Origin of the sequence: Streptomyces hygroscopicus subsp. hygroscopicus (assembly GCF_001553455.1) — a bacterium.
In the GTDB taxonomy this organism is placed as follows: domain Bacteria; phylum Actinomycetota; class Actinomycetes; order Streptomycetales; family Streptomycetaceae; genus Streptomyces; species Streptomyces hygroscopicus.
Genome location: NZ_BBOX01000110.1, coordinates 1 through 21,337 on the forward strand (window position 1 = coordinate 1; position 21,337 = coordinate 21,337).

At 72.9% G+C, this 21,337-nt stretch carries 17 protein-coding genes; 6 read left to right on the top strand and 11 right to left on the bottom strand.

Annotated features, from left to right (window positions below; all coding sequences use genetic code 11):
• The 4 genes from AXW62_RS12305 to AXW62_RS12320 all read right to left on the bottom strand — a co-directional run.
• Positions 1-516 (bottom strand): copper chaperone PCu(A)C (locus AXW62_RS12305; protein ID WP_169808126.1); only part of this gene is annotated, 516 nt, incomplete at its 3' end.
• Complete coding sequence (locus AXW62_RS12310) at positions 513-2,978, bottom strand: heavy metal translocating P-type ATPase (RefSeq protein WP_079115579.1); 2,466 nt, start codon at positions 2,976-2,978, stop codon at positions 513-515. The genes AXW62_RS12305 and AXW62_RS12310, both read right to left, overlap by 4 nt.
• Positions 2,978-3,256: a hypothetical protein gene (locus AXW62_RS12315; RefSeq protein WP_060944546.1), complete on the bottom strand. Its 279-nt coding sequence runs from the start codon at positions 3,254-3,256 to the stop codon at positions 2,978-2,980. Before AXW62_RS12315 ends, AXW62_RS12310 begins: the two co-directional genes overlap by 1 nt.
• Before the next feature lie 216 nt (positions 3,257-3,472).
• Positions 3,473-3,994 (bottom strand): MarR family transcriptional regulator, encoded by a 522-nt coding sequence (locus AXW62_RS12320; protein ID WP_060944547.1) that lies wholly within the window; start codon positions 3,992-3,994, stop codon positions 3,473-3,475.
• 61 nt (positions 3,995-4,055) lie between these two features.
• On the opposite strand from AXW62_RS12320, the gene AXW62_RS12325 reads away from it, so the two are divergent.
• Positions 4,056-5,000: an amidohydrolase family protein gene (locus tag AXW62_RS12325; RefSeq protein ID WP_060944557.1), complete on the top strand. Its 945-nt coding sequence runs from the start codon at positions 4,056-4,058 to the stop codon at positions 4,998-5,000.
• A gap of 180 nt (positions 5,001-5,180) precedes the next feature.
• On the opposite strand, the gene AXW62_RS12330 is transcribed toward AXW62_RS12325, so the two are convergent.
• A complete protein-coding gene (locus AXW62_RS12330) occupies positions 5,181-5,393 on the bottom strand; it encodes a hypothetical protein (RefSeq protein ID WP_030829210.1) in 213 nt (70 codons plus the stop codon).
• Between the two features lie 227 nt (positions 5,394-5,620).
• Here AXW62_RS12330 and AXW62_RS12335 point away from each other — a divergent pair, with 227 nt between their 5' ends.
• Genes AXW62_RS12335 through AXW62_RS12345 form a run of 3 tightly spaced genes read left to right on the top strand, consistent with a single transcriptional unit; the run spans position 5,621 to position 11,693 of the window.
• A complete protein-coding gene (locus AXW62_RS12335; RefSeq protein WP_060944548.1) occupies positions 5,621-7,423 on the top strand; it encodes a thiamine pyrophosphate-requiring protein in 1,803 nt (600 codons plus the stop codon).
• Positions 7,416-10,574, top strand: a complete 3,159-nt coding sequence (locus tag AXW62_RS12340; RefSeq protein ID WP_079115580.1) for an FAD-binding and (Fe-S)-binding domain-containing protein — start codon at positions 7,416-7,418, stop codon at positions 10,572-10,574. Before AXW62_RS12335 ends, AXW62_RS12340 begins: the two co-directional genes overlap by 8 nt.
• A gap of 9 nt (positions 10,575-10,583) precedes the next feature.
• Positions 10,584-11,693, top strand: coding sequence for an enolase C-terminal domain-like protein (locus AXW62_RS12345; RefSeq protein ID WP_060944549.1), 1,110 nt, complete (start codon positions 10,584-10,586; stop codon positions 11,691-11,693).
• Positions 11,694-11,955: 262 nt separating this feature from the next.
• On the opposite strand, the gene AXW62_RS12350 is transcribed toward AXW62_RS12345, so the two are convergent.
• The gene (locus tag AXW62_RS12350) at positions 11,956-13,065 is read right to left on the bottom strand and encodes a zinc-binding dehydrogenase (protein WP_102884934.1); all 1,110 of its coding nucleotides are present in this window, start codon (positions 13,063-13,065) and stop codon (positions 11,956-11,958) included.
• Positions 13,066-13,345: 280 nt separating this feature from the next.
• Between AXW62_RS12350 and AXW62_RS12355 the strand changes: the two genes are divergently transcribed.
• A complete protein-coding gene (locus AXW62_RS12355; RefSeq protein WP_079115581.1) occupies positions 13,346-14,065 on the top strand; it encodes a hypothetical protein in 720 nt (239 codons plus the stop codon).
• A 177-nt stretch (positions 14,066-14,242) separates the two neighbouring features.
• Here the strand turns inward: AXW62_RS12355 and AXW62_RS12360 are convergent, their stop codons facing one another.
• Entirely contained in the window at positions 14,243-14,935 is a 693-nt protein-coding gene (locus AXW62_RS12360) for a ribonuclease H family protein (RefSeq protein WP_060944551.1), read from the bottom strand.
• Positions 14,936-15,140: 205 nt separating this feature from the next.
• Between AXW62_RS12360 and AXW62_RS12365 the strand changes: the two genes are divergently transcribed.
• A complete protein-coding gene (locus tag AXW62_RS12365) occupies positions 15,141-15,971 on the top strand; it encodes an endonuclease I family protein (protein ID WP_060944552.1) in 831 nt (276 codons plus the stop codon).
• A gap of 166 nt (positions 15,972-16,137) precedes the next feature.
• On the opposite strand, the gene AXW62_RS12370 is transcribed toward AXW62_RS12365, so the two are convergent.
• The 4 genes from AXW62_RS12370 to paaD all read right to left on the bottom strand — a co-directional run.
• Complete coding sequence (locus AXW62_RS12370) at positions 16,138-16,374, bottom strand: hypothetical protein (RefSeq protein ID WP_030825224.1); 237 nt, start codon at positions 16,372-16,374, stop codon at positions 16,138-16,140.
• A 129-nt stretch (positions 16,375-16,503) separates the two neighbouring features.
• Positions 16,504-19,116 (bottom strand): rifamycin-inactivating phosphotransferase, encoded by a 2,613-nt coding sequence (gene rph / locus AXW62_RS12375; protein ID WP_060944553.1) that lies wholly within the window; start codon positions 19,114-19,116, stop codon positions 16,504-16,506.
• 840 nt (positions 19,117-19,956) lie between these two features.
• The gene (paaE, locus tag AXW62_RS12380) at positions 19,957-21,075 is read right to left on the bottom strand and encodes a 1,2-phenylacetyl-CoA epoxidase subunit PaaE (RefSeq protein WP_060944554.1); all 1,119 of its coding nucleotides are present in this window, start codon (positions 21,073-21,075) and stop codon (positions 19,957-19,959) included.
• A partial coding sequence (paaD, locus tag AXW62_RS12385; RefSeq protein ID WP_063817568.1) for a 1,2-phenylacetyl-CoA epoxidase subunit PaaD occupies positions 21,075-21,337 on the bottom strand: 263 nt, incomplete at its 5' end. The genes paaD and paaE, both read right to left, overlap by 1 nt.

Sequence of the window (21,337 nt, forward strand, 5' to 3'; positions counted from 1 at the left end):
GGGGCGCACCGCCAGGGCCCGGGTGGTGATGGACGGGCTGTCGCGGAAGTGCAGTGTGAAGGTGAGCCGGTCGCCCGGAGAGACGCGGGGCGGCGGTTTGATCATCACGTCCGTGGTCTCCGCGGTCATGCGGAGGGTTCCGCCCGCGGGCACAGTGACGGCGGAGACCATGTCCATGCCCCGCGCCCCCTCGCCGGTCACGACGGAGCGGCTCAGCATGGCGTCGTGTCCGGCCGGTGCCGTGACACCGATCAGCCGGTCGTCGCTGCCGCCGCGGTTGACGAGGGTGAAGAACACCGCCGTGGCCTCGGGGTTCTGCGGTACGAAGACGCGTCCGTCGCGGACGCTCAGGGCGGCGGGGGTGCCCGCCCCGCCCGCGGTCGTCCACGCGACGAGGACGCCGAGGGTCAGCAGGCAGGCCAGCAGCGGGACCGCCGCCGCGCGCAGCGGCCACCGGGGCTCTGGGCCGGTTCCGGGTGCCGGGGCCGGTCGGCCGTCGGCAGGTCGGGGGGTCATGAGGCCGCCTCCCAGGGGGTCGCGGTGCGGGTCCGCCCGGGGCCGTGGCCGAGGGCGCGGGGCCGGGAGGGATTCCAGGCGCGCAGCCGCAGGCTGTTGCCCACGACCAGCAGCGAACTGACCGACATGGCCGCGGCCGCGACCATCGGGTTGAGCCGGCCGACCGCGGCCAGCGGGAGGGTGACGAGGTTGTAGCCGAAGGCCCACACCAGATTGGCGCGAATGGTGGCAAGGGTGTGCCGGGCCAGGCGTACGGCGTCGGGAAGGGCCTGGATGTCCTCGCGGACGAGGGTGACATCGGCGGCGCCGATGGCCACGTCGGTCCCGCCGCCCATGGCGATGCCCAGGTCCGCGGCGGCCAGCGCGGCGGCGTCGTTGACGCCGTCCCCGACGACCGCCACCCGGCTGCCGTGGCCCTGGAGCGTGGTGACGAGCGCGGCCTTGTCCTCGGGCAGCGCCTCCGCGTGGATCTCGGTGATGCCCAGCTGTCCGGCTATGGCCCGTGCGGTGGCCTCCCGGTCCCCGGTGGCCAGGACGGGCCGCAGCCCCAGCCGGCGCAGGTGCTCGACCGCGCGGTAGGCGTCGGGGCGGAGCGTGTCGCCCACGGAGATGACCGCTCGTGGCGCGCCGCCCACGCGGACCAGTACCGCGGTGTGGCCGGCGGTCTCGGCGGTGCGGACCGCCTCCCGGAGGTCGTCGGGGATCCCGCCCAGCTCCCCGGGCCGTGTCACGGCCACCTCCTCGCCGTCCACCAGGGCGCTCACCCCGGAGCCGGGGACGGCGGCGAAGCGGACCGGCCGGGGCAGCGGGTGTCCGTCCGCCTGGCTGCGGGCGTGGGCGACGATGGCGCGTGCCAGCGGGTGTTCGGACCCCTGCTCGACCGCGGCCGCCAGGCGCAGCACCTCGGCCGCGCCGACCCGGTCGTGCCCGCCGGCGCCGGCGCCGGCACGGGCGTGGGCATCGGCACGGGCATCGGCGTCAGCATCGGCGGACACGGTGACGGCGGTGACGTTCATCCGGCCGGTGGTGAGGGTTCCGGTCTTGTCCAGGACCACGGTGTCGACCTTCCTCAGACGCTCCAGCGCCTCGACGCCGCTGACCAGGATGCCGAGCCGCGCCCCACGTCCCGTGGCGGCCAGCAGCGCGGTGGGGGTGGCCAGGCCCAGCGCGCAGGGGCAGGCGACGACCAGCACGGCGACGGCCGCGGTGATCGCTGCCTGCGGGTCGGCTCCGGCGCCCAGCCAGAAGCCGAGCACCGTCACGGACACCGCGATCACGGCGGGGACGAAGACGGCGGCGACGGAGTCGGCGAGCCGCTGGACGGCCGCCTTGCCGGTCTGGGCGTCCTCCACCAGCCGGGTGATCCGGGCCAGTTGGGTGTCGGACCCCACGGCGTCGGCCCGTACCTCCAGCAGGCCGCCGGAGTTCACCGCGCCGCCGGTCACCCGTGAACCGGGTCCGACCTCGACCGGCCGGCTCTCCCCGGTGACCAGGGACAGGTCCAGGGCCGAGCCGCCCTCGACAACGGTGCCGTCGGTGGCCACCCGCTCCCCCGGCCGGACCAGGAACACCTCACCGACCGCCAGGTCAGCCGCCGGGACCCGGCGCTCCACACCGCCGCGCCGGACCGTCACGTCCTTCGCGGCGAGTTCCGCCAGAGCGCGCAGCGCCGACCCCGTGCCCCGGCGGGCCCTGGCCTCCAGCCGCCGCCCGGCCAGGACGAACAGCGGCACACCGACGGTCGCTTCCAGGTAGACACCGGCCACGTCACCGCTCGCGGACGGCAGCAGGCTCAGCGGCATGTCCATCCCCGGCCGGCCCGCTCCGCCCAGGAACAGCGCGTACGCGGACCAGGCGAAGGACGCCGTGACGCCGAGGGAGACCAGGGTGTCCATCGTCGCCGTGCCATGCCGCAGTCCGCGCAGCGCGCGCTGGTGGAAGGGCCACGCGCCCCAGACGGCGACCTGCGCGGCCAGGACGAAGCACAGCCACTGCCAGTTGCGGAACTGCCACCCGGGCACCATCGACAGCGTCAGCACCGGGACGGACAGCAGGGCGGTGATCAGGAGCCGGTCGCGCTCCCGACGCTCGTTGGCCTCTCCGCTCCCGGACGGCCCGTCGGCCGGCTCCCGGCCCGGTGCCGGACGCGCGGTGTCCGCCGCTCCGCCGGGGCGGGCCGGGGGTTCGGCGGGCCGTGCCGCGTATCCGGCGGCTTCCACCACGGTCACGAGGTCCCCGACGGACAGCGCGGCCGGATGGGAGACCTTGGCGCGGCCGGTGGCGAGGTTCACCGTGGCGCTCACCCCATCGAGGCGGCCGAGCTTCCGCTCGACCCGGCCCACGCACGCGGCGCACGTCATGCCGTCCACCACCAGGACGGTGGACACCAGGTCGACGGACACCGGGTCGGCGGGCGAGGCGGGGGACGTGGCGGAAGCGGCGGGAGAGGTCCGGTGTGCCATCACCGGCTCCCGATCGGCCCGGCGCCCGCGGCGGGAGCCCCCATGCCGTGCATACCGCCCATGTCGCCCTGGTCGGCGGGTTTGCCGGGCTCCTGCCCGCCGCCGCCCGCGGGGCGCATTCCGGGAGCCACCGGACCGGTGAGCGTGCCCGCCGCGTACGCCAGCGCGAACAGCAGGGCCAGCAGCGCGACGAAGCCCGCGACCGGCCACGCGGGCCGCGGTCGTTCGCCGGTGGGGGAAGGTGCGGGCCGGGCCTGGCCGGCCGTGGGGGAAGTCATCGCCGCTCCACTGTGGGCAGAGTAGGGAATTCACCGGGAAAGCGCGCATGCGCCGATCACCGCGGTATGCGAAAACACCCGGGGAAGCACCACGGTATAGCCCTCACAGCGCGCGGAATTCCCGCCCCTCGCGGCGGAACCGCCGGGTGTTTTCCGACGACTTCCTCAAAAGGACCGGGGGTCGGCACCGTTCCGCAACCGACGGGAACCCGGAACTCATCCGTCCCGGCCGGTGATGGCCCCGGCCAGCCGGCGCAGCTGCGCGGCGAGCTGGAAGCGCTCCTCGGGCGTGAACCGGGACAGCGCCCGGGTCTGGCGCTCGCGCAACTCGGTGCGCATGGCCGCGAGCTGACGGGCGCCGTGCTCGGTGAGGCGGACCAGGACCTGGCGCTCGTCCTCGGGCGACCGCCGCCGGGTCACCACCTCCTTGGCTTCCAGCTGCTTGAGCATCCGGGTCGCGGTGGGGACGCTGACCTCGGCGGACGCCGCGAGCCTGCTGACCGGCAGCCCCGCTCCCTCCCCCGCCCCGGCCAGGAGGTCGAGCAGCGCCAGCTGCGCCAGCGACAGTCCGTCCGCGGCCTGGCCGGCGGTCGAGGCCCGGGAGCGGCGCATGGCGTAGAAGAGCTGATCGGCGGCCTGGGCCAGCTCCTCCACCCCGGCTCCGGGAGCCTCCTCCACCCCGGCCGCGGGGGCCGGTGCGGGGCTCTCGCCGAGTGCGCGGTTGTCCGTCTCTCGCATGACTGTTAGCTTACTCAACATATTGCTTAGCAAGCTAACCTCTAGGGAGGCAATGATCACCGTGGACCGCCCCGCCCGTATCGACGTTCACCAGCACATCGTCCCGCCCGTCTGGGCGAAGGCCCTGGACTCGCGCGGTCTGGACTCCGGCGGCTGGGCCATCCCCGCCTGGAGCCCGCGGGACGCGCTCGCGATGATGGACCAGCAGGGCATTGCCACCGGGGTGCTGTCCGTCACCGCGCCCGGTGTCCACCTCGGCAGCGACCAGGACGGCCGCACCCTCGCCCGCGCCGTCAACGAGTACGGCGCCGAGGTCGTCAAGGACCGCCCCGACCGCTTCGGCCACTTCGCCAGCGTCCCGCTGCCCGACATCGACGGCGCGGTGGCCGAGGCCGTCCACGCGCTGGACACCCTGGGCGCCGACGGCGTGGTGCTGATGTCCAACGCGCACGGCCGCTACCTCGGCGACCCCCACTTCGAGCCGCTGTGGGCCGAACTCGACCGCCGCCGGGCCAACGTGTTCGTCCACCCTGCCCAGCCGCCGATGCCGCTGCTGCCCGGCACCCCCGCCCCGCTGGCCGACTACGTCTTCGACACCACCCGCACCGCGCTCAACCTGGTGCTGCGCGGGGTCATGGGCCGGTATCCGAACGTACGGGTCATCCTCTCCCACGGCGGCGGTTTCCTGCCCTACGCCGCCTACCGCTTCTCCGGGCTGACCTCCACCGCCGTCGACCCGGACCGCGACGCGGAGGACGTGGTGCGCGACCTCAAGCGGTTCCACTTCGACACCGCCCTGTCCGCCAGCCCCAGCGCGCTGCCCTCCCTGCTCGCCTTCGCGGAGCCCGGCCACGTCCTCTACGGCAGCGACTGGCCCTTCGCTCCCCAGGAGGCGGGCAGCTACTACAACCGATTTCTGGAGGGCTACCCGGACTTCGCCCCCGGCCAGGCCGAGGCGATCGACCGCGGCAGCGCCGAGGTCCTCTTCCCCCGCCTGGCCCGCTGACGCCCGCCGCGGCCCCGGACGCGGTCTGGCGGTCTGTCCGAGGCCACGCAACTGCGGGACGTGGGCGCAGGTCAGGGGGTATTGGCAGGTCATGGGTTGAGACGAGCAGGTGGGGACGGCCCGGCCGAGACCGTTCCGCCCACGGTGCGCAAGCCCTCGCCGTGCGCAAGCCCTCGCCGTTCACCCGCTCCGGTCCGTCCGCCCGGACCGCCCACCGCCCTGGCCACGCTCCCCCTGGCTCTCGGCCTGGGCCTCGGTGTTGGGCGTGAGCGCGTCGCCCGACTCGCCATAGCCGCTGTCCTCCGCGTCGCCGGTCACCCTGGTCTCGGCTTCGGTGATCTCTTCCTCGATCTCCTCGGCCGCCGTCCGGGCGCCCCGTTTCTCTCCGCTCATGGTGATGTCCTCCCTGGTGGCGGGCGGTCGTATGGTCCGGCCGTGTTCCGGCCGACGGTCGGGTGCCCTGGCCTGCGGCGGCCCATGCACGCCGCGGCCTCCCGCCGCCCGCGAGGTCCCACGCCGCTCGGCTGCCCCGCACGGTCGCCGGCCGTCCCGAGGTTTACTCGCCCGGCAGACGGCTACTCCTGTGCGAGGCTCCGTGCAGCGCTACCGAGGAGGGTGCCGTGGCTCAGGTATCGGACTTCGTGCTGACGCGTCTGCGGGAGTGGGGTGTGCACCGGATCTTCGGCTATCCGGGGGACGGGATCAACGGCCTGCTCGGGGCGTTCGACCGGGCCGCCGGGGACCCTGAGTTCATCCAGGTACGGCACGAGGAGATGGCCGCGTTCATGGCCTGCGGCCACGCGAAGTTCACCGGCGAGGTCGGTGTCTGCGTCGCCACTTCCGGCCCCGGCGCCGTCCATCTGCTCAACGGCCTGTACGACGCCAAGCTCGACCACCAGCCGGTGGTCGCCGTCGTGGGCCAGCAGAAGCGGCTCAGCCTGGGCACCCACTACCAGCAGGAAATCCATCTGGACCGGCTGTTCGCCGACGTCTCCGAGTACTGCGAGATGATCACCCACCCCGGTCAGGCGCGGCACGTCATCGACCGTGCCTTCAAGACCGCGCTGACCATGCGCGGTGTGTCGGCCATCGTCATACCCAACGACATCCAGGAGGAGGACGCCCAGCCCTCCCCGCCCAAGGCCCACGGATCGGTCTTCTCCAGCGTGGGCTGGAGCCGCCCCCGGGTCCTGCCCGACCCCGATGAGCTGCGCCGTGCCGCCGATGTCCTCAACGAGGGCGAGAAGGTGGCCATCGTCGCCGGGCAGGGCGCGGCCGATGCCTCCGAGGAGGTCGTCGAGGCGGCGGAGCTGCTGGGCGCGGGCGTGGCCAAGGCGCTGCTGGGCCGTGATGTCCTCCCCGACGAGCTGACGTACGCCACCGGGCCGATCGGTCTGCTGGGAAGCACCGCCAGCGACAAGATGATCAAAGAGTGCGACACCCTCTTCCTGATCGGCACCAGCTTCCCGTACTCCGAGTGGCTGCCGGACGAGGGGCAGGCCCGCGGTGTCGAGATCAACATCGACGGCCGCATGATCGGTATGCGCTACCCCATGGACGCGCACTTGGTGGGCGATGCCAAGGAGACCCTCAAGGCGCTCATACCGCTGCTGCGGCGCAAGGAGAAGCGGAGCTGGCGGGCGAAGATAGAGAAGGACGTGCGGGAGTGGCACGAGATCTGTGACGTGTGGTCCGGCCAGCACTTCGGGGACCTGATCAACCCCCAGTCGGTGGCCGCCGAACTCTCGTCGCGCCTGCCGGACCGGGCGATCCTCACCGCCGACTCCGGCTCCGCCACCAACTGGTGGGCGCGCCATCTGACCCTGCGCGAGGGAATGGACGCCTCGCTGTCCGGCACGCTGGCCACCATGGGCCCCGGGGTGCCGTACGCGATCGCGGCGCGTTTCGCCCATCCGGACCGCCCCGTGATCGCCTTCGTGGGGGACGGCGCGTTCCAGATGAACGGCATGAACGAGATGATCACCGTCAAACGGTATCTGGACCGGCTGGCGGGTGGCCCGCCCTTCGTCTTCTGCGTCTTCAACAACCAGGACCTCAACCAGGTCACCTGGGAACAGCGCGCCATGGCCGGGGACCCGAAGTACCCCGCCTCCCAGGTCATCCCCGACATCCCCTACGGGGCGTACGCCGAGTTGCTGGGGCTGCGGGGCATTCGCTGCGAGGCGCCGGAGAACGTCGGCAGGGCCTGGGACGAGGCGCTGGCCAGCGGCCGTCCGGTGGTGCTGGAGTTCAAGGTCGACCAGGAGATCGCCCCGATCCCCCCGCACCTGATGGTCCCGATGGCGAAGAAGAGCGTGAAGGCCGCCCTGCACGACCCCGAGCTGGCCGGCATCGCCCGGCGGGGCATCCGGCAGAAGGCCGCCCAGTACGCCGAGCGCCTGCCCGGACGCAAGCATGGGTGAGGGCGGGAAGAGGCGCGGGGCGGCCACCTCCCCCACGGCCCCGGCCACCTCCCCCAAGGCCCCCGCGCCCGGACCGGCCGGCCGCACCCGGTCGTCCGAGGTGGACACCGGCGGGCTGGAGCGGGCCCTGCGCGCGGAGGTCGACGCCGAGGTCAGGTTCGACGCGGGCAGCCGGGGGGCGTACGCCACGGACGGGTCCAACTACCGTCAGGTGCCCATCGGCGTCGTCGTCCCGCGCGATGTGGAGGCCGGGGCGCGGGCGGTGGAGGTGTGCGCCCGCTTCGGCGCGCCCGTCCTCTCGCGGGGCGGGGGCACCAGTCTGGCCGGCCAGTCGACGAACACCGCCGTGGTGATCGACTGGAGCAAGTACTGCGACGCCCTGGTCTCGGTGGATCCCGAGGCGCGCACCTGCGTGGTGGAGCCGGGGCTGGTGCTGGACCAGCTCAACCGCCAACTGGCAGGCCACCGGCTCCAGTTCGGTCCGAAGCCGTCCACGCACAGCCACTGCGCGCTGGGCGGCATGATCGGCAACAACTCGTGCGGCGCCTCGGCCCAGGCGTACGGCAAGACCGTGGACAACGTGCGCCGTCTGGAGGTCCTCACCTACGACGGGGTACGGATGTGGGTGGGGCCGACGTCCGAGGACGAGCGCGCCCGCATCGCGGCGGAAGGCGGCCGCCGGGCCGAGATCTACGACGGGCTGGACCGCATCGCCGGTGAGTACCTGGCGGACATCCGGCGCGGCTACCCCAAGATCCCGCGCCGGGTCTCCGGCTACAACCTGGACTCGCTGCTGCCGGAGAACGGCTTCGACGTGGCGCGGGCCCTGGTGGGCAGCGAGGGCACCCTGGTGACCGTGTTGCGCGCCGAGGTCGACCTGGTGCCCGTTCCGCCGTACCAGTCGCTGCTGGTGCTCGGCTACGACGACATCTGCGCCGCCGCCGACGATGTGCCCCGGCTCCTGGAACACTGCGCACCCACCGAGCTGGAGGCCCTCGACGGGCGGATGGCCCAGCTGATGCGCGAGGAGCACGCCTATCTCGCATCGCTCAACGCCCTTCCGGAGGGCGAGAGCTGGCTGCTGGTGCAGTTCAGCGGGGACGACCAGGAGGAGGTCGACGAGCAGGCGCACGCGCTGCTGCGCACGCTGGGGCGGGACGAGAAGGACGCCAGGGTGGCCTTCTCCGACGACCCCGAGCGCGAGCAGCGGATGCTCAGGGCCCGCGAGGCGGGCCTGGGAGTGACCGCGCGGCCACCGGACGACCGGGAGACCTGGGAGGGCTGGGAGGACTCGGCCGTCCCTCCCGAGCGCCTGGGCGACTATCTGCGCGACCTGAAGGGCCTGTTCCAGGAGTTCGGCTACGACCATCCGTCGCTGTACGGGCACTTCGGGCAGGGCTGTGTGCACACCCGCATCCCGTTCGGGATGAAGACCGCCGAGGGGGTGGCCGACTTCCGCCGCTTCGTGGAACGCGCCGCCGACCTGGTGGCCTCCTACGGCGGCTCCCTGTCCGGCGAACACGGGGACGGGCAGGCCCGCGGCGAACTGCTCACCCGGATGTTCGGCGAGCGCCTGGTGACCGCGTTCGGCGAGCTGAAGTCCCTGTTCGACCCGGGGAACCGGATGAACCCCGGCAAGGTCGTCGACCCCGACCCGGTCGACGGCCGGCTGCGCCTGGGCCCGGGGTGGCGGCCCGCCACCCCCGCGACCCGGTTCGGCTACCCGCACGACGACCACTCCTTCACCCGCGCCGTGATGCGCTGCGTCGGCATCGGCAACTGCCGCAGCCACCGCGGCGGTGTGATGTGCCCGTCCTACCGGGCCACCAGGGAGGAGGAGCACTCCACGCGCGGCCGTGCCCGGCTGCTGTTCGAGATGCTCGACGGCCACGCGGACTCCGCCGTCACCGACGGCTGGCGCTCCACCGAGGTCCGGGACGCCCTGGACCTGTGCCTGGCGTGCAAGGGCTGCAAGTCGGACTGCCCGACCGGGGTGGACATGGCGACGCTCAAGGCCGAGTTCCTCGACCACCACTACGCGGGCCGCCCGCGCCCGGCCGCGCACTATTCCCTGGGCTGGCTCCCGGTGTGGGCCCGGCTGTCCCGTATCGCACCGTCACTGGTCAACACGGCGGCCCGGGCACCGGGCCTGGCCCGCCTCGGCAAGCGGCTGGCCGGGGTGGACGGCGCGCGCCAGGCGCCCGCGTTCGCGACGGAGTCCTTCCTCCAGTGGTGGCGCGCCCGCGCCTCCGGGGAGCCGGACCCGGCCGATCCGCGGACCGTCGTGCTGTGGCCGGACACCTTCAGCACCTACTTCCACCCCTCGGTCGCCGTATCGGCCGTACGCGTGCTGGAGAACGCGGGCTTCCGGGTCACCGTGCCCGACAAGCCCGTGTGCTGCGGTCTGACCTGGATCTCCACCGGGCAGCTTGCGGTCGCGAAGAAGGTGCTGCGCCGCACCCTCCGCGTCCTGCGGCCCTACCTCGAAGCGGGCACCCCGGTCATCGGCCTCGAACCCTCCTGCACCGCGGTGTTCCGGGCCGACGCCCCCGAGCTGATGCCCGCCGATCAGGACATCCAGCGTCTGACCGGGCAGTTCCGCACCTTCGCCGAACACCTCGTCCACCACGCGCCCGAGGGCTGGCGGCCACCCGCGCTCGCCCGGCAGGCCGTCGTCCAGACCCACTGCCACCAGCACGCGATCATGAAGGACGACGCGGACCGCGAACTGATGCGCCGCGCCCACCTCGTCACCGACGTCCTCGACGAGGGCTGCTGCGGGCTGGCCGGCAACTTCGGCTTCGAACGCGGCCACCACGAGGTCTCCATGGCCATCGGCGAACAAGGTGTGCTGCCCGCCGTCCGCGCGGCCGCTCCCGGCAGTCTGCTGCTCGCGGACGGCTTCAGCTGCCGCACCCAGATCGAACAGGGCGACACCGGCCGCGGGGCCCTCCACCTGGCCGAGGCACTGGCCCTGGGCCTCGACGGCTCCCTGCCCAGCGAGCGGCCCGAACGGCTGGCGCGGCGGCAGCCGGGGCCCTCGTCCGCGGCCCGGTGGGCGACCACCGCCGGCGCCGCCGCGCTCACGGCGACGGCCGTGGCGGGGGCCGGCCGCGCCGCCGTACGGCAGCTGCGCCGCGCCGAGAGGTGACCTTCGACCGTGACGGACGAACCGGTCGTGGAGCGGGTGGACACCGCCGTCTACACGGTGCCCACCGACGCCCCCGAGGCCGACGGAACCCTGAGCTGGGACAGCACCACGCTGGTCCTGGCCACCGTCCGGTGCGGTGAGGTCACCGGACTGGGCTACACCTACGCCCCGGCGGCCACCGCCCAGGTCGTCGACGACCTGCTCGCCGGTGTGGTCACCGGCTCCCCGGCCATGGACGTGCCACGGGCGAACGAGGCCATGCTGCGCGCCGTGCGCAACGCCGGGCTGCCCGGTGTGGCCGCACAGGCGATCGCCGCCGTGGACATCGCGCTGTGGGACTGCAAGGCCCGGCTGCTCGGCCTGCCGCTCGTCCACCTGCTGGGCGCCGCGCGCCAGGACGTGCCGGTCTACGGCAGCGGTGGCTTCACCACCTACGACACCGAGCGGCAGGACCGCCAGCTGCGCCACTGGACCGAGGAGCAGGGCATCCCGCGGGTCAAAATCAAGATCGGCGAGTCCTGGGGGCAGTGCGAGGAGCGGGACCGGCGGCGCGTCGCCGAGGCCCGCGCGAGCGTCGGCGACACCACCGCCCTCTACGTCGACGCCAACGGCGGCTACGGCTCCAAACAGGCCATTCGCGTCGCGGACGCGCTCGCCGGCCAGGGGGTGACGTGGTTCGAGGAGCCCGTCTCCTCCGACCACCTCACCGGCCTCGCGGCGATCCGCGACCGGGTCCCGATGGACGTCACGGCCGGCGAATACGGCTACACCCTGCCGTACTTCGCGCAGATGCTCGCCGCCGGCGCCGTGGACTGCCTCCAGGCCGACATCACCCGCTGCGGCGGCATCACCGTCTGGCTGCGCGCCGCCGCCCTCGCACACGGCCGCGGCCTGGAGATCTCCGGGCACTGCGCCCCGCACGCCCACGCGCACGCCGCCGCGTCGGTGCCCAACCTGCGCCACCTGGAGTGGTTCCACGACCACGTCCGCGTCGAACGCCTGCTGTTCGACGGCGTCCTCCCGCCCGACGGCGGCGCCGTCACCCCCGGCCACGACGGAGCGCCCGGTCTGGGGCTCACCCTGAACACCGGGCGCGCCCACCCCTACCGGGTGGCCTGAACACGCTCGGGGAAGCCGTCGCCGCCCGCGCCGCGCGGCGTGGCTGAGGGGGTCCGGCCGTGGTGGCGCGCGGGGCGGGTGGCCGTCCGCCCGCCGCCCGGGGCGGGTTCCGTCCCGAGGCCACCCCGGTGACACGGCCTTCCGGTGCCGCCGCGCCGCACCGGGCGGGGCGGCACAGGAAGCGCCGGGAGCACACGAAACGCACCAAGCACACGGAGCACGCGGTGCACACGACAGTCCGGCGGCAGGACCTGGCGGGGCATCAGGGCCGCAGCAGCACGCGGATCGGGTTGCCCTCCCGCTCGCGCAGGCGGCGGATGCCCTCGTGCACCTCCTCCAGGGGCAGGATCGCGCTGACCGACCCGGAGATGTCCAGACGGCCCCGGGCGGTCAGTTCGACCAGGTCCTCCAGGTGTTCCATGCGATACCCGGTGTGTCCGATCACGGTGTGGCGGTTGCGCACGAAGTGGATTTCCGGGCCCACGGCCAGCGGGTCGGGGGAGATACCGACGAGCACCAGACGGCCCCGGTGGCCGAGGGCGCGCTCGGCCTGGGTGAAGGAGGGGGCGCGGCCGACACAGTCGAAGGCGGCGTCCAGGCCCTTGCCGGCCGTGATCTCCTTCAGCCTGGCCGGGGTGTCCTCGTCCGCCGGGTCGAGCGCGAAGTCGGCGCCCAGAGCGAGTGCGCGCTCACGGGCGGCGGGAAGGGGGTCGAGGGCGACGATCGGGGACGCCCCGCAGATGCGGGTCAGCTGGACGAGGTGGGTGCCCAGACCGCCCAGCCCCCAGATGCCCACGGACTCGGCGGACCGCAACTGGGCGGTGTCGATGGCGCCGTACGGGGTGGAGACGGCGTCGGCGAGCACGGCGGCGTGTTCCAGGGGTACGGAGTCGGGCACGGCGATGAGCGTGGTCGCGTCCGTCCGTACGTACTCGGCCCAGGCACCGTCGTAGTGGAAGGCCATGACCTGGAGGTTCTCGCAGGTGTTCGTGCCACCGCCGAACCGGCAGGCGGGACATGTGCCGCACGCCTTCCCGGCGCCCAGGACCACCCGGTCGCCCACCTTCCAGAGCTCGGTACCGTCGCCGACCGCCGCCACCACACCCGACGCCTCGTGCCCGGGGGTGACCACCGGCAGCCGGGGCGCGATGTGCCCGTCGAGCTGGCTCAGGTCCGACTGGCAGATGCCGCACGCGGCCACCTTGACCACGACCTCGCCCGCTCCCGGCCGGGGCACGGGCACCTCCTGGACCGTCAGGGTGCCCGCGGCCGTGTCGAACCGCGCGGCGCGCATCGTGGCCGGGAGTCCGTCCGCCGCCGGGCCCGCCGTCGCGTGCGCGGCGGTTTCCAGGGGTCGTGCGTCCGAAGTCATCCGTGGTTCCTTTCACGTGGCCGGCCAGTTGGCGGGCCGGTTCGCCGGGCGCGAGTGATCATGACGCCGCTCGCAGTCTGCCGCATGCGGCGCCCACCCGGTGGCGCTGCGCCCCACCTGTGGATCAATCCCCAGTTCTCACGCGTACGGTGACCACGTCCACCGCGCCAACTCCGCACGGCCACCGCGCCAGCTCCGGTGCGGGCGGACGTGGCGTTGCCATCGGGCAGATGTACCATCCAGCACCAACACGTTGTGCGCCCAGATGAGGGAGCTTGTAGTGGACACCTCTGCCGACAACGCCAATCTGAAAGCCCAGTACGCGGCGCAGGTCGCCGCCGATCTGGAACGCAACGCCGCCGAGCACGAACGTCTCAGCTCCCAAATTGCCACTCTGCAAAAGGAGTTGGGCGTTCTGGAGGAAAACCGCGCGCTCCTGCTCACCATGCGGCAGGCCCTCGGCGACGGCCTCGCCGATGGCATACCCGAAAGCGGTGACGTGAGCGCCGCCGAAAAGGGTGCGGCCGCCGAGGCCACCCCCGCCGCACCCGAGTCAGCCGAGTCAGCCGAGTCAGCCGAGACCACCCTCACCACACCCGAATCCGGCGAGAGTGCGGCCGCCGGATCCGAGGCCGCCACGCCGCCGGCGCGCAAGCCGCGGAAGAGGGCCGAGGCGACCGGCGGCAAGCGGAAGCGGGCGGAACCGAGCCCGAGCCGCGCCAAGCGGGTGCGGGAGGCGAAGGCGCCCACGCTGCGGGATCTCGTCCATGACACCCTGGTCCGGCACGGCGGGCCCCGCTCCGCCGCCGAGATCACCACCGCCCTCGCCGAGGCCCATCCGGACCGCGAGGTCAAGCCCACGGTCGTGCGCAGCACCCTCGAGTCACTCGTCGCCAAGGGCCAGGCACACCGCACCAAGCAGCAGAAGTCCGTCTTCTATTCGCCTGCCACCCCGGACGCGGCCACCGGCACGGCCGAGCCCGGCGAGGCACGTGCCTGATGAACCGAGGCCGTCCACACCCCGGCAGCCGGGTGCGTCGCCACCGCGGGCGGCGGGCGCGGTGGCGTTCCGGGAGCAGCACCCGAGCGGTGGCCGGCGCCGGCGGACGGGCCGGTGCCAGCAGGCCGGGCCCTTCACGGGCGGGCTGCCGCCGGGCGCGCGGCCCGGCCGCCGTCATCAGGTGGCGCAGGACGGGTGGCCCCAGCCGTCGGAGTTCTTGCTGATGGTGTCGCCCTTGGCGTAGGGCGTACCGCAGCGGCACCGGCCGGGGAACTTCGCCTTGATGGACGCCTTCGAGCGGGCGCCCCTCCCCCGCTGCGCGGCCGTCGTGCGCGGGCGTGCCGGGCCGCCGCGGCCGGCCGGACGTGCCGTCGTGCGGGCCTCGGGGGGCGGCAGGGCGGAGCCGAGCGAGCTGCCCGCGGGCTCCTGGGTGCGGGCGGTGTGACTGGCCGCCCGGTCGGCGGCGTCGTTGAACGGGTCACCGTCGGCCTGGTGTGCCGGAACGTGGACGAATTCCACCGCGCGGCCGTCCAGGAGTTCGTCGATGCGCATCACGAGTTCGCGGTTGGCCACCGGCGATCCCGATGCCGTCTTCCACCCCTTCCTCCGCCATCCGGGCAGCCAGGTGGTGACCGCCTTCATCGCGTACTGGGAGTCCATCCGCACCTGGAGGGGCACGACCGCGTCGGTGGACTCCAGCAGCCTCTGCAGTGCGGTCAGCTCGGCCACGTTGTTGGTCGCGGTGCCGAGCGGCCCGGCCTCCCACCGTTCCACCGCGCCGTCGGCGCCCGCGATGACCCATGCCCAGGCCGCGGGCCCGGGATTTCCCTTCGATGCCCCGTCACACGCGGCGATGATCTGTTCAGCCATACGCCGATACTGCCAGTCCCCCGGTGGCGTCCCGCACGCGGGAAGGTACCGGGCGTTCACCGGATTCGCGCCGAACGGGCACATCATGTACACGTGTTCGGACGTCGCGCATGGCACTCTCCGAGAGCTTGGCCCATGAACACCCGTTCCCGCGCCGCTGGTTGGCGGCGCGGGTGCTCGTCTCGGAGAGGACACCCCCCACACCATGTCCACTCATCGCCCGCGCCGGTCCCGGCGCGTATCCCTGCTGGCGGTAGTGGCCGCGGCCGGTATCGCCGTCCCCTCGGTCGCCGCCGCCGACGCGCCCGCCACACCGGACCTCAACCGGCCCACCGCCGTACGGGTGCTGGACGACACCTACTACCAGGACGCGCTCGGCAAGAGCGGCGCGGAGCTGAAGGCCGCGCTGCACACGATCATCAGCGAGCAGACCAAGATCTCCTACAGCCAGGTCTGGGACGCGCTGAAGGCCACGGACGAGGACCCGGACAACCCGTCGAACGTCATCCTCCTCTACTCCGGCCGCTCCCAGCCCAAGGACGAGAACGGCGGCAACGCCGACGACTGGAACCGCGAGCACGTCTGGGCGAAGTCGCACGGCGACTTCGGCACGTCCACCGGGCCCGGCACCGATCTGCACCACCTGCGCCCGGCCAACGTCACGGTGAACAGCGTCCGCGGCAACAAGGACTTCGACAACGGCGGCGAGGAGGTGCCCGGCGCCCCGGGCAACCTCACCGACGACGACTCCTTCGAACCCCGCGACCAGGTCAAGGGCGATATCGCCCGGATGATCCTCTACATGGCCGTCCGCTACGCAGGCGACGACGGATTCGCCGACCTCGAGCCCAACGACAAGGTCGACAACGGCTCCGCCCCCAACATCGGCCGTCTGTCCGTACTGAAGCAGTGGAACACCGAGGACCCGCCCGACGACTTCGAGAAGAACCGCAACCAGGTCATCTACGACGACTTCCAGCACAACCGGAACCCGTTCATCGACCACCCCGAATGGGTCGACTCCATCTGGGGGTGACCCGAGGCCCCACCGCCCCGGCACACGGCATCGCCTCCTGTGCCGGGGCAGCCGTGCCATCCGGCTCCGGGCGGCCCCGCCACCGCACTCCCCTACGGGGCGGCCGCGTCGGAACGGCCGCCCCGATGCCACGGGAGGGAAGCGCGGGGACGGTACGCCCGCGGGCTCAGTCGTCCACGCACTTGGGGTACTTCGCGCCCCGGACGCAGTCGTGGTAGTCGTACTTGCTCACCCGGAACTTCTTCTCCTCGCCCCCCTTGGCCGGATCGACGACCAAGTAGAACTTCTTCCCGTCCTTGACCTTGTCGGTGACCACCCCGTCAGGGCCCCGGTCAAAGTCTTGCGCGCACCCGGCGAGTGTGAGGGTCGTACAGGCCAGCAGGGCAAGGGCAAGGCGACGCATGTCGTGCTCCGATCAACGTGAGGATTGCGGGACAGTCTAGGGGGATCGGATCATGGACCAGGCAGGGGACCTCGCCGATGTCCGTTCCCCCCGCGGGCGGCTGTCCCGAGACGGCGGCACCCGCCACCGTCACGGCAGGATCTCGACGTACCCCTCGGTTCCGTGCACCCGGATCCGCTGCCCGTCCCGGATCAGCCGGGTGGCCCGCTCCACGCCCACAACGGCCGGCAGGCCGTACTCCCGGGCGATCACCGCGCCATGGGTCATCAGACCGCCCACCTCCGTCACCAGGCCCGCGATCCCGACGAACAGCGGCGACCAGCTGGGGTCCGTGAAGGTTGTGACCAGGATGTCGCCCGCCTCCAGATCGGCCTCCGTCAGATCGAGGATGACGCGGGCCCTCCCCTCGATGGTCCCGGCGGACACCGGTAGGCCGATCAGGGCGCCGGCCGGCACGTCGTCGCGCCGGTAGGCCCCGGTGACGGCCTCGCCGTCCGAGGTGAGCACCCGGGGCGGGGTGAGCGCGTGGTACGACCGGAACGCGTCCTTGCGCCGCTGGATGAGCTGGTCGTCCACCCGGTGGGAGCGCACGGCCTCGTGGAACTCCTGGAACGTGAGGTAGAAGACGTCCTCCTGCTCCGCAAGCACATGGGCCCGCACCAGGCGCCCGGCCTCCTCCAGCAGGGCCCGCTTGTAGAGGAAGTAGCGGCTGACGATGCCGTACTTGGGGTACTCCCGGTACCCGATGAAGGTCCGCACCCGGTCGATCATGCGCTTGGCCTCGTCGGCCTTTCGGTCCCCGTCCGGCAGGGCCCGCAAGCGTGACAGCACGTCCCGTTCCTTCTCACGCGCCATGCGCCGCCCTCGCTCGAAGTGCCGTTCGGCGGCGCCCGGCTCGAAGTTCCGGACGTTGTCGAGGATCGCGGGGACGAGCGTGGTGGGGCGCTCCCGCCACCGCGGCCGGGTGATGTCGATCTCGCCGACGCAGCGCATGCCGTACCGGTCGAGGTAACTCTCCAGGGCGTCGCGCGCCTCGGTCCCGCCCGGGAGCTTCTCCAGCTCGTCCAGGAACCCCTCGTCCAGGAACCCCTCGTCCTCGACGCCCTGGAGGAACGCCACCACCTCCGGCCACGGCCGGATCACGTCCGCGACGTCGAGCAGCGCCAGTCCCATCTGAGAGGTGACGTTGCCGGGGGCGGACAGCGTGAGTGTGTCGGCCGCGTTCTTCTCGCCCAGCCACTCCCGCAGCTTGTCGTTGAGCCACCACGTGGCCTCCATCCCCGCCATGAGCGCCTGAAGGCTCAGCGGATCGCTGAGGACTCGCTTGTGCTCCTCGAAGTCCTCCAGCAGGAAGTCGAACAGCGCCGGTCCGGTCTTCGTCCCGAGGTCGCGCTCCAGGGCGGCGAGGGACGCCCGGCTGCGCTCGATCAGCTCGGTGACGATGGCCGGATCGGTCTCGATCGGGGCGGGCGCACCGCCGGCCGGTGGCCCGCCGGGGGCCGCGTCCGGGAGCGACGGGACGAAATCGTCGCGGTCGAGGACGGTCTCCAGGGCGTCCCTGATCAGCGGATCGCCTCTCCCCATGGCCTCCAGGAGGCCGGCGCGGCTCGCGGGCGAGGCCAGGCGCCGGGTGACGTCGACGAACAGCCTCCCGCCGGCCTCGTGCATCGGCACCATGGCCGTCAGCTGCCACATGGAGAGCCCCAGGGGCTTCATGGGGTCGGTCATCATCTGCCCGTGGCCCACGGAGACGTAGACGTGATTCTCCTGGTCGCCGCTCTCGGGGATGGGGAACAGCGTCGTGATGGGCCGGCTCTGCACGATCTGGAAGCCCTCGTCGTCCAGGCACCATTCGATGTCCTGCGGGCGGCCGAAGTGCGCTTCGATCCGCCGCCCGAGCCGCACGAGCCGTACGACCTGCGCGTCCGTCAGCGCCGGCTGCCGCTGCCGCCGCGGGTCGATGGCCACGTCCCGCGTACCGCCGTCCGGCAGGGCCTGAACGGCGCGCTGTTTGGCGGCGATCGCCCTGGTGACGACTTCGCCGTGGCGCACCGTGAAGACGTCCGGGTTCACCAGGCCGGAGACCAGCGCCTCGCCGAGGCCGAAGCCGGCGTCCACGGTGGCGACCTTGCGGTTGCCCGTGACGGGGTCGGCGGTGAAGAGGACGCCGGCCGCGTGCGGGAAGACCATCCGCTGCACGACCACGGCCATGTGGACCGTACGGTGGTCGATGCCGTTCCGCTGCCGGTAGGTCACGGCCCGCTCGGTGAACAGCGAGGCCCAGCACCGGCTGATGTGCCGGAGGACCGCCGTCCGCCCGACGACGTTCAGATAGGTGTCCTGCTGGCCGGCGAAGGAGGAGGTCGGCAGGTCCTCCGCCGTCGCGCTGGACCGCACGGCACAGGCTGCTCGCTCACCGAGCCGGGCGAGCGCGCTGGTGATCGCCGCCGCGAGATCGGCCGGGATGGCGACCCCTTCGATGGTCCGGCGAATCCGCGCGCTGAGCGTGCGGATCGCCTCCCGGTCGTCCGGGTCCGAGCGCGACAGCTGATCGAGCCGATCGTCGATCGACGGCGCTTCCGCCATGATCCGCCGGAAGGCGTCCGTCGTCACGCAAAAGCCGTCCGGCACCCGGACGCCGTCGATCCGCGACAGCCCGCCCAGGTGCGCGCCCTTGCCGCCAACGACCGTGACGTGCGTCTGGTCAACCTCTCGGAGGTCCAGCACATACTGCTCAGTCATCGCGACACCCCGAGGCAGCCGTGTTCCGTCGCACCGCGGCGGCCGATCGAACCACCGGCGCGTCCCCTGTGTGTCCAACCCCTTGTCGCGCACGTCCTCATCCCTGATCGCCTTCCCTCTGACGCATGGGCCGGCCGCTCCGCCCGGTCCGGCGGCGCGCACCCCGCACCCCCGCGCCCCCGCGCCGAACAACCCGCACCCGCACTGCCGGTCCCACCACTGGTTCGACGTCACCGTGTCCCGGGTACGACGGCGACGACACGTGCCACGTCGTGCTCCCGTCTCCGCGGGTTGTGGCATCGGGCGACGATTCTGCGCGGTGACCGGGGCCTTGTGGCAAGCCCCCCGGTGCGCTATACCTTGAGAGTGGCAAGGAGAGTGTTCTCCTTGCCTTTTCCTTTGCCTCGGTCCTTGGTCCTTGGTCTTGGCCTTTGCCTTGGTCCTTCGCCTTTGTCTTGGCCTTCGCCGGGCTGTCCCACCACCCCGGCCAGCTCCTCCTGGGCGCCACGGGACGCCTGCGGCGGAACCGTCCCTCTGAGCAGGTGTCTGCCCTGTCGAAAAACGTCCCCCTGCCCGTACGCCCGTCTTGCGCGGTGTACGGGATGCCCACGAGCCTTGGGCGAGCCGCGGATCGGCAGGGGGCGCTGAGGGGAGGGGGCGCGCGGTAAGTGTGGCCTGACCGGCACGGCGAAGACGGGTGAACTCAACAGCACTTACCGCAGTCCCGAGGACAAGTCCAACCTGGCCGACATCCACGTTCGGCTGGCCCGCTACGGCGGCGAGAGGTAGCACACGCCACGCGGATGCGGGGCGGGCGGTGACGGTGACGCGGGCCGCTCCTCAGCTGTCGAAGTCGACGGTCAGGCTGTCGGAGACGGGGAAGGTCTGGCAGGTCAGCACGTATCCGGCGGACACCTCGGCGGGTTCCAGGGCGTAGTTGCGGCGCATGTCGGCCTCGCCCTCGGTGATCCGGGCGCGGCAGGTGCCGCAGACGCCGCCCTTGCAGGCGAACGGCAGGTCGGGGCGGACCCGTGAGGCCGAGTCGAGGAGGGTGGCCTCGCGGGAGAGCGCGGATGTGGTGGAGCGGCCGTCCAGGACGACGGTGACCCGGCTGACCGGTCCGTCGGCCGGGGGCTCCTCCCGGCGTACGGTTCCCACCGGCTCCTCACCGGCGAAGAACAGCTCCTGGTGGACGCGGTCGTCCGGGACGCCCAGCCCGGCCAGCACCCGCCGGGCGTCGCGGACCATGCCGTGCGGGCCACACAGCCACCAGTGGTCGGCGCCGGAGACGTCCACGAGCGCCTCGACGAGCGCGGCCAGCCGGCCGGCGTCCAGGCGCCCGGTCAGCAGCTCGGCCTCGCGGGGTTCGCGGGAGAGCACGTGCGCGAGCTGGAACCGGGCGGGGTAGAGGTCCTTCACCTCCGCCAGTTCGTCGGCGAACATCACCGAGTCGGTGCGGCGGTTGCCGTAGAACAGGGTGACCCGGGAGTCCTCGTGGGCGGCGAGGACCGACTCGGCGATGGAGAGCATCGGGGTGATGCCCGAGCCGGCCGCGATGAGCACATGGTGTCCGGGCTCGGTCAGGTCGGGGGTGAAGGCACCGGTCGGGGCCATCACCTCGATGGTGTCGCCCGGCCCGACCTCATGGGCCAGCCAGGAGGAGAACAGGCCGCCGGGCACCACCCGGACACCGATCCGGGGCCGGGAGCCCACCGGGGAGCAGATCGAGTACGAGCGCCGCTCGTCCCGCCCGTCCACCCGGCGCCGGAGGGTGAGGGACTGGCCGGGCGCGAAGGCGAACTCCCCGGCCAGTTCGTCGGGGATGTCGAAGCTCACCGCGACCGCGTCCGCGCACAGCCGGTCGACCGCCGCCACCCGCAACGGGTGGAAGGCCGGGCGGCGGCGGAGGCGCCGCACCGTGACGGGGGCCCCGGTGCCGGGGGCCAACAGGTCCTCCATCAGATCTCCTTGAGGTACTCGAACGGTTCGCGGCAGGCGCGGCAGCGCCACAGCGCCTTGCAGGAGGTGGCACCGAAGCGGGAGGTCTCCTCGGTGTCCGCCGCGCCGCAGCGCGGGCACGGCACCGCGCGCCGGGTGGCGGACAGGACCAGCGGCACCGGGCCGGGCGCCGGGCGCGGCGCCGGCCCGGGGGGCGCGATGCCGTGCTCGGCGAGCTTGCGGCGCCCCTCGGGGGTGATCCAGTCGGTGGTCCACGGCGGGT

What these genes read in the sequence shown, in the direction of transcription:
- AXW62_RS12310 (WP_079115579.1), bottom strand. Translation starts at nt 2,978, where the DNA reads ATGGCACACCGGACCTCTCCCGCCGCTTCCGCCACGTCCCCCGCCTCG.
- AXW62_RS12315 (WP_060944546.1), bottom strand. Translation starts at nt 3,256, where the DNA reads ATGACTTCCCCCACGGCCGGCCAGGCCCGGCCCGCACCTTCCCCCACC.
- AXW62_RS12320 (WP_060944547.1), bottom strand. Translation starts at nt 3,994, where the DNA reads ATGCGAGAGACGGACAACCGCGCACTCGGCGAGAGCCCCGCACCGGCC.
- AXW62_RS12330 (WP_030829210.1), bottom strand. Translation starts at nt 5,393, where the DNA reads ATGAGCGGAGAGAAACGGGGCGCCCGGACGGCGGCCGAGGAGATCGAG.
- AXW62_RS12340 (WP_079115580.1), top strand. Translation starts at nt 7,416, where the DNA reads ATGGGTGAGGGCGGGAAGAGGCGCGGGGCGGCCACCTCCCCCACGGCC.
- AXW62_RS12350 (WP_102884934.1), bottom strand. Translation starts at nt 13,065, where the DNA reads ATGACTTCGGACGCACGACCCCTGGAAACCGCCGCGCACGCGACGGCG.
- AXW62_RS12360 (WP_060944551.1), bottom strand. Translation starts at nt 14,935, where the DNA reads ATGGCTGAACAGATCATCGCCGCGTGTGACGGGGCATCGAAGGGAAAT.
- AXW62_RS12365 (WP_060944552.1), top strand. Translation starts at nt 15,141, where the DNA reads ATGTCCACTCATCGCCCGCGCCGGTCCCGGCGCGTATCCCTGCTGGCG.
- AXW62_RS12370 (WP_030825224.1), bottom strand. Translation starts at nt 16,374, where the DNA reads ATGCGTCGCCTTGCCCTTGCCCTGCTGGCCTGTACGACCCTCACACTC.
- rph (WP_060944553.1), bottom strand. Translation starts at nt 19,116, where the DNA reads ATGACTGAGCAGTATGTGCTGGACCTCCGAGAGGTTGACCAGACGCAC.
- paaE (WP_060944554.1), bottom strand. Translation starts at nt 21,075, where the DNA reads ATGGAGGACCTGTTGGCCCCCGGCACCGGGGCCCCCGTCACGGTGCGG.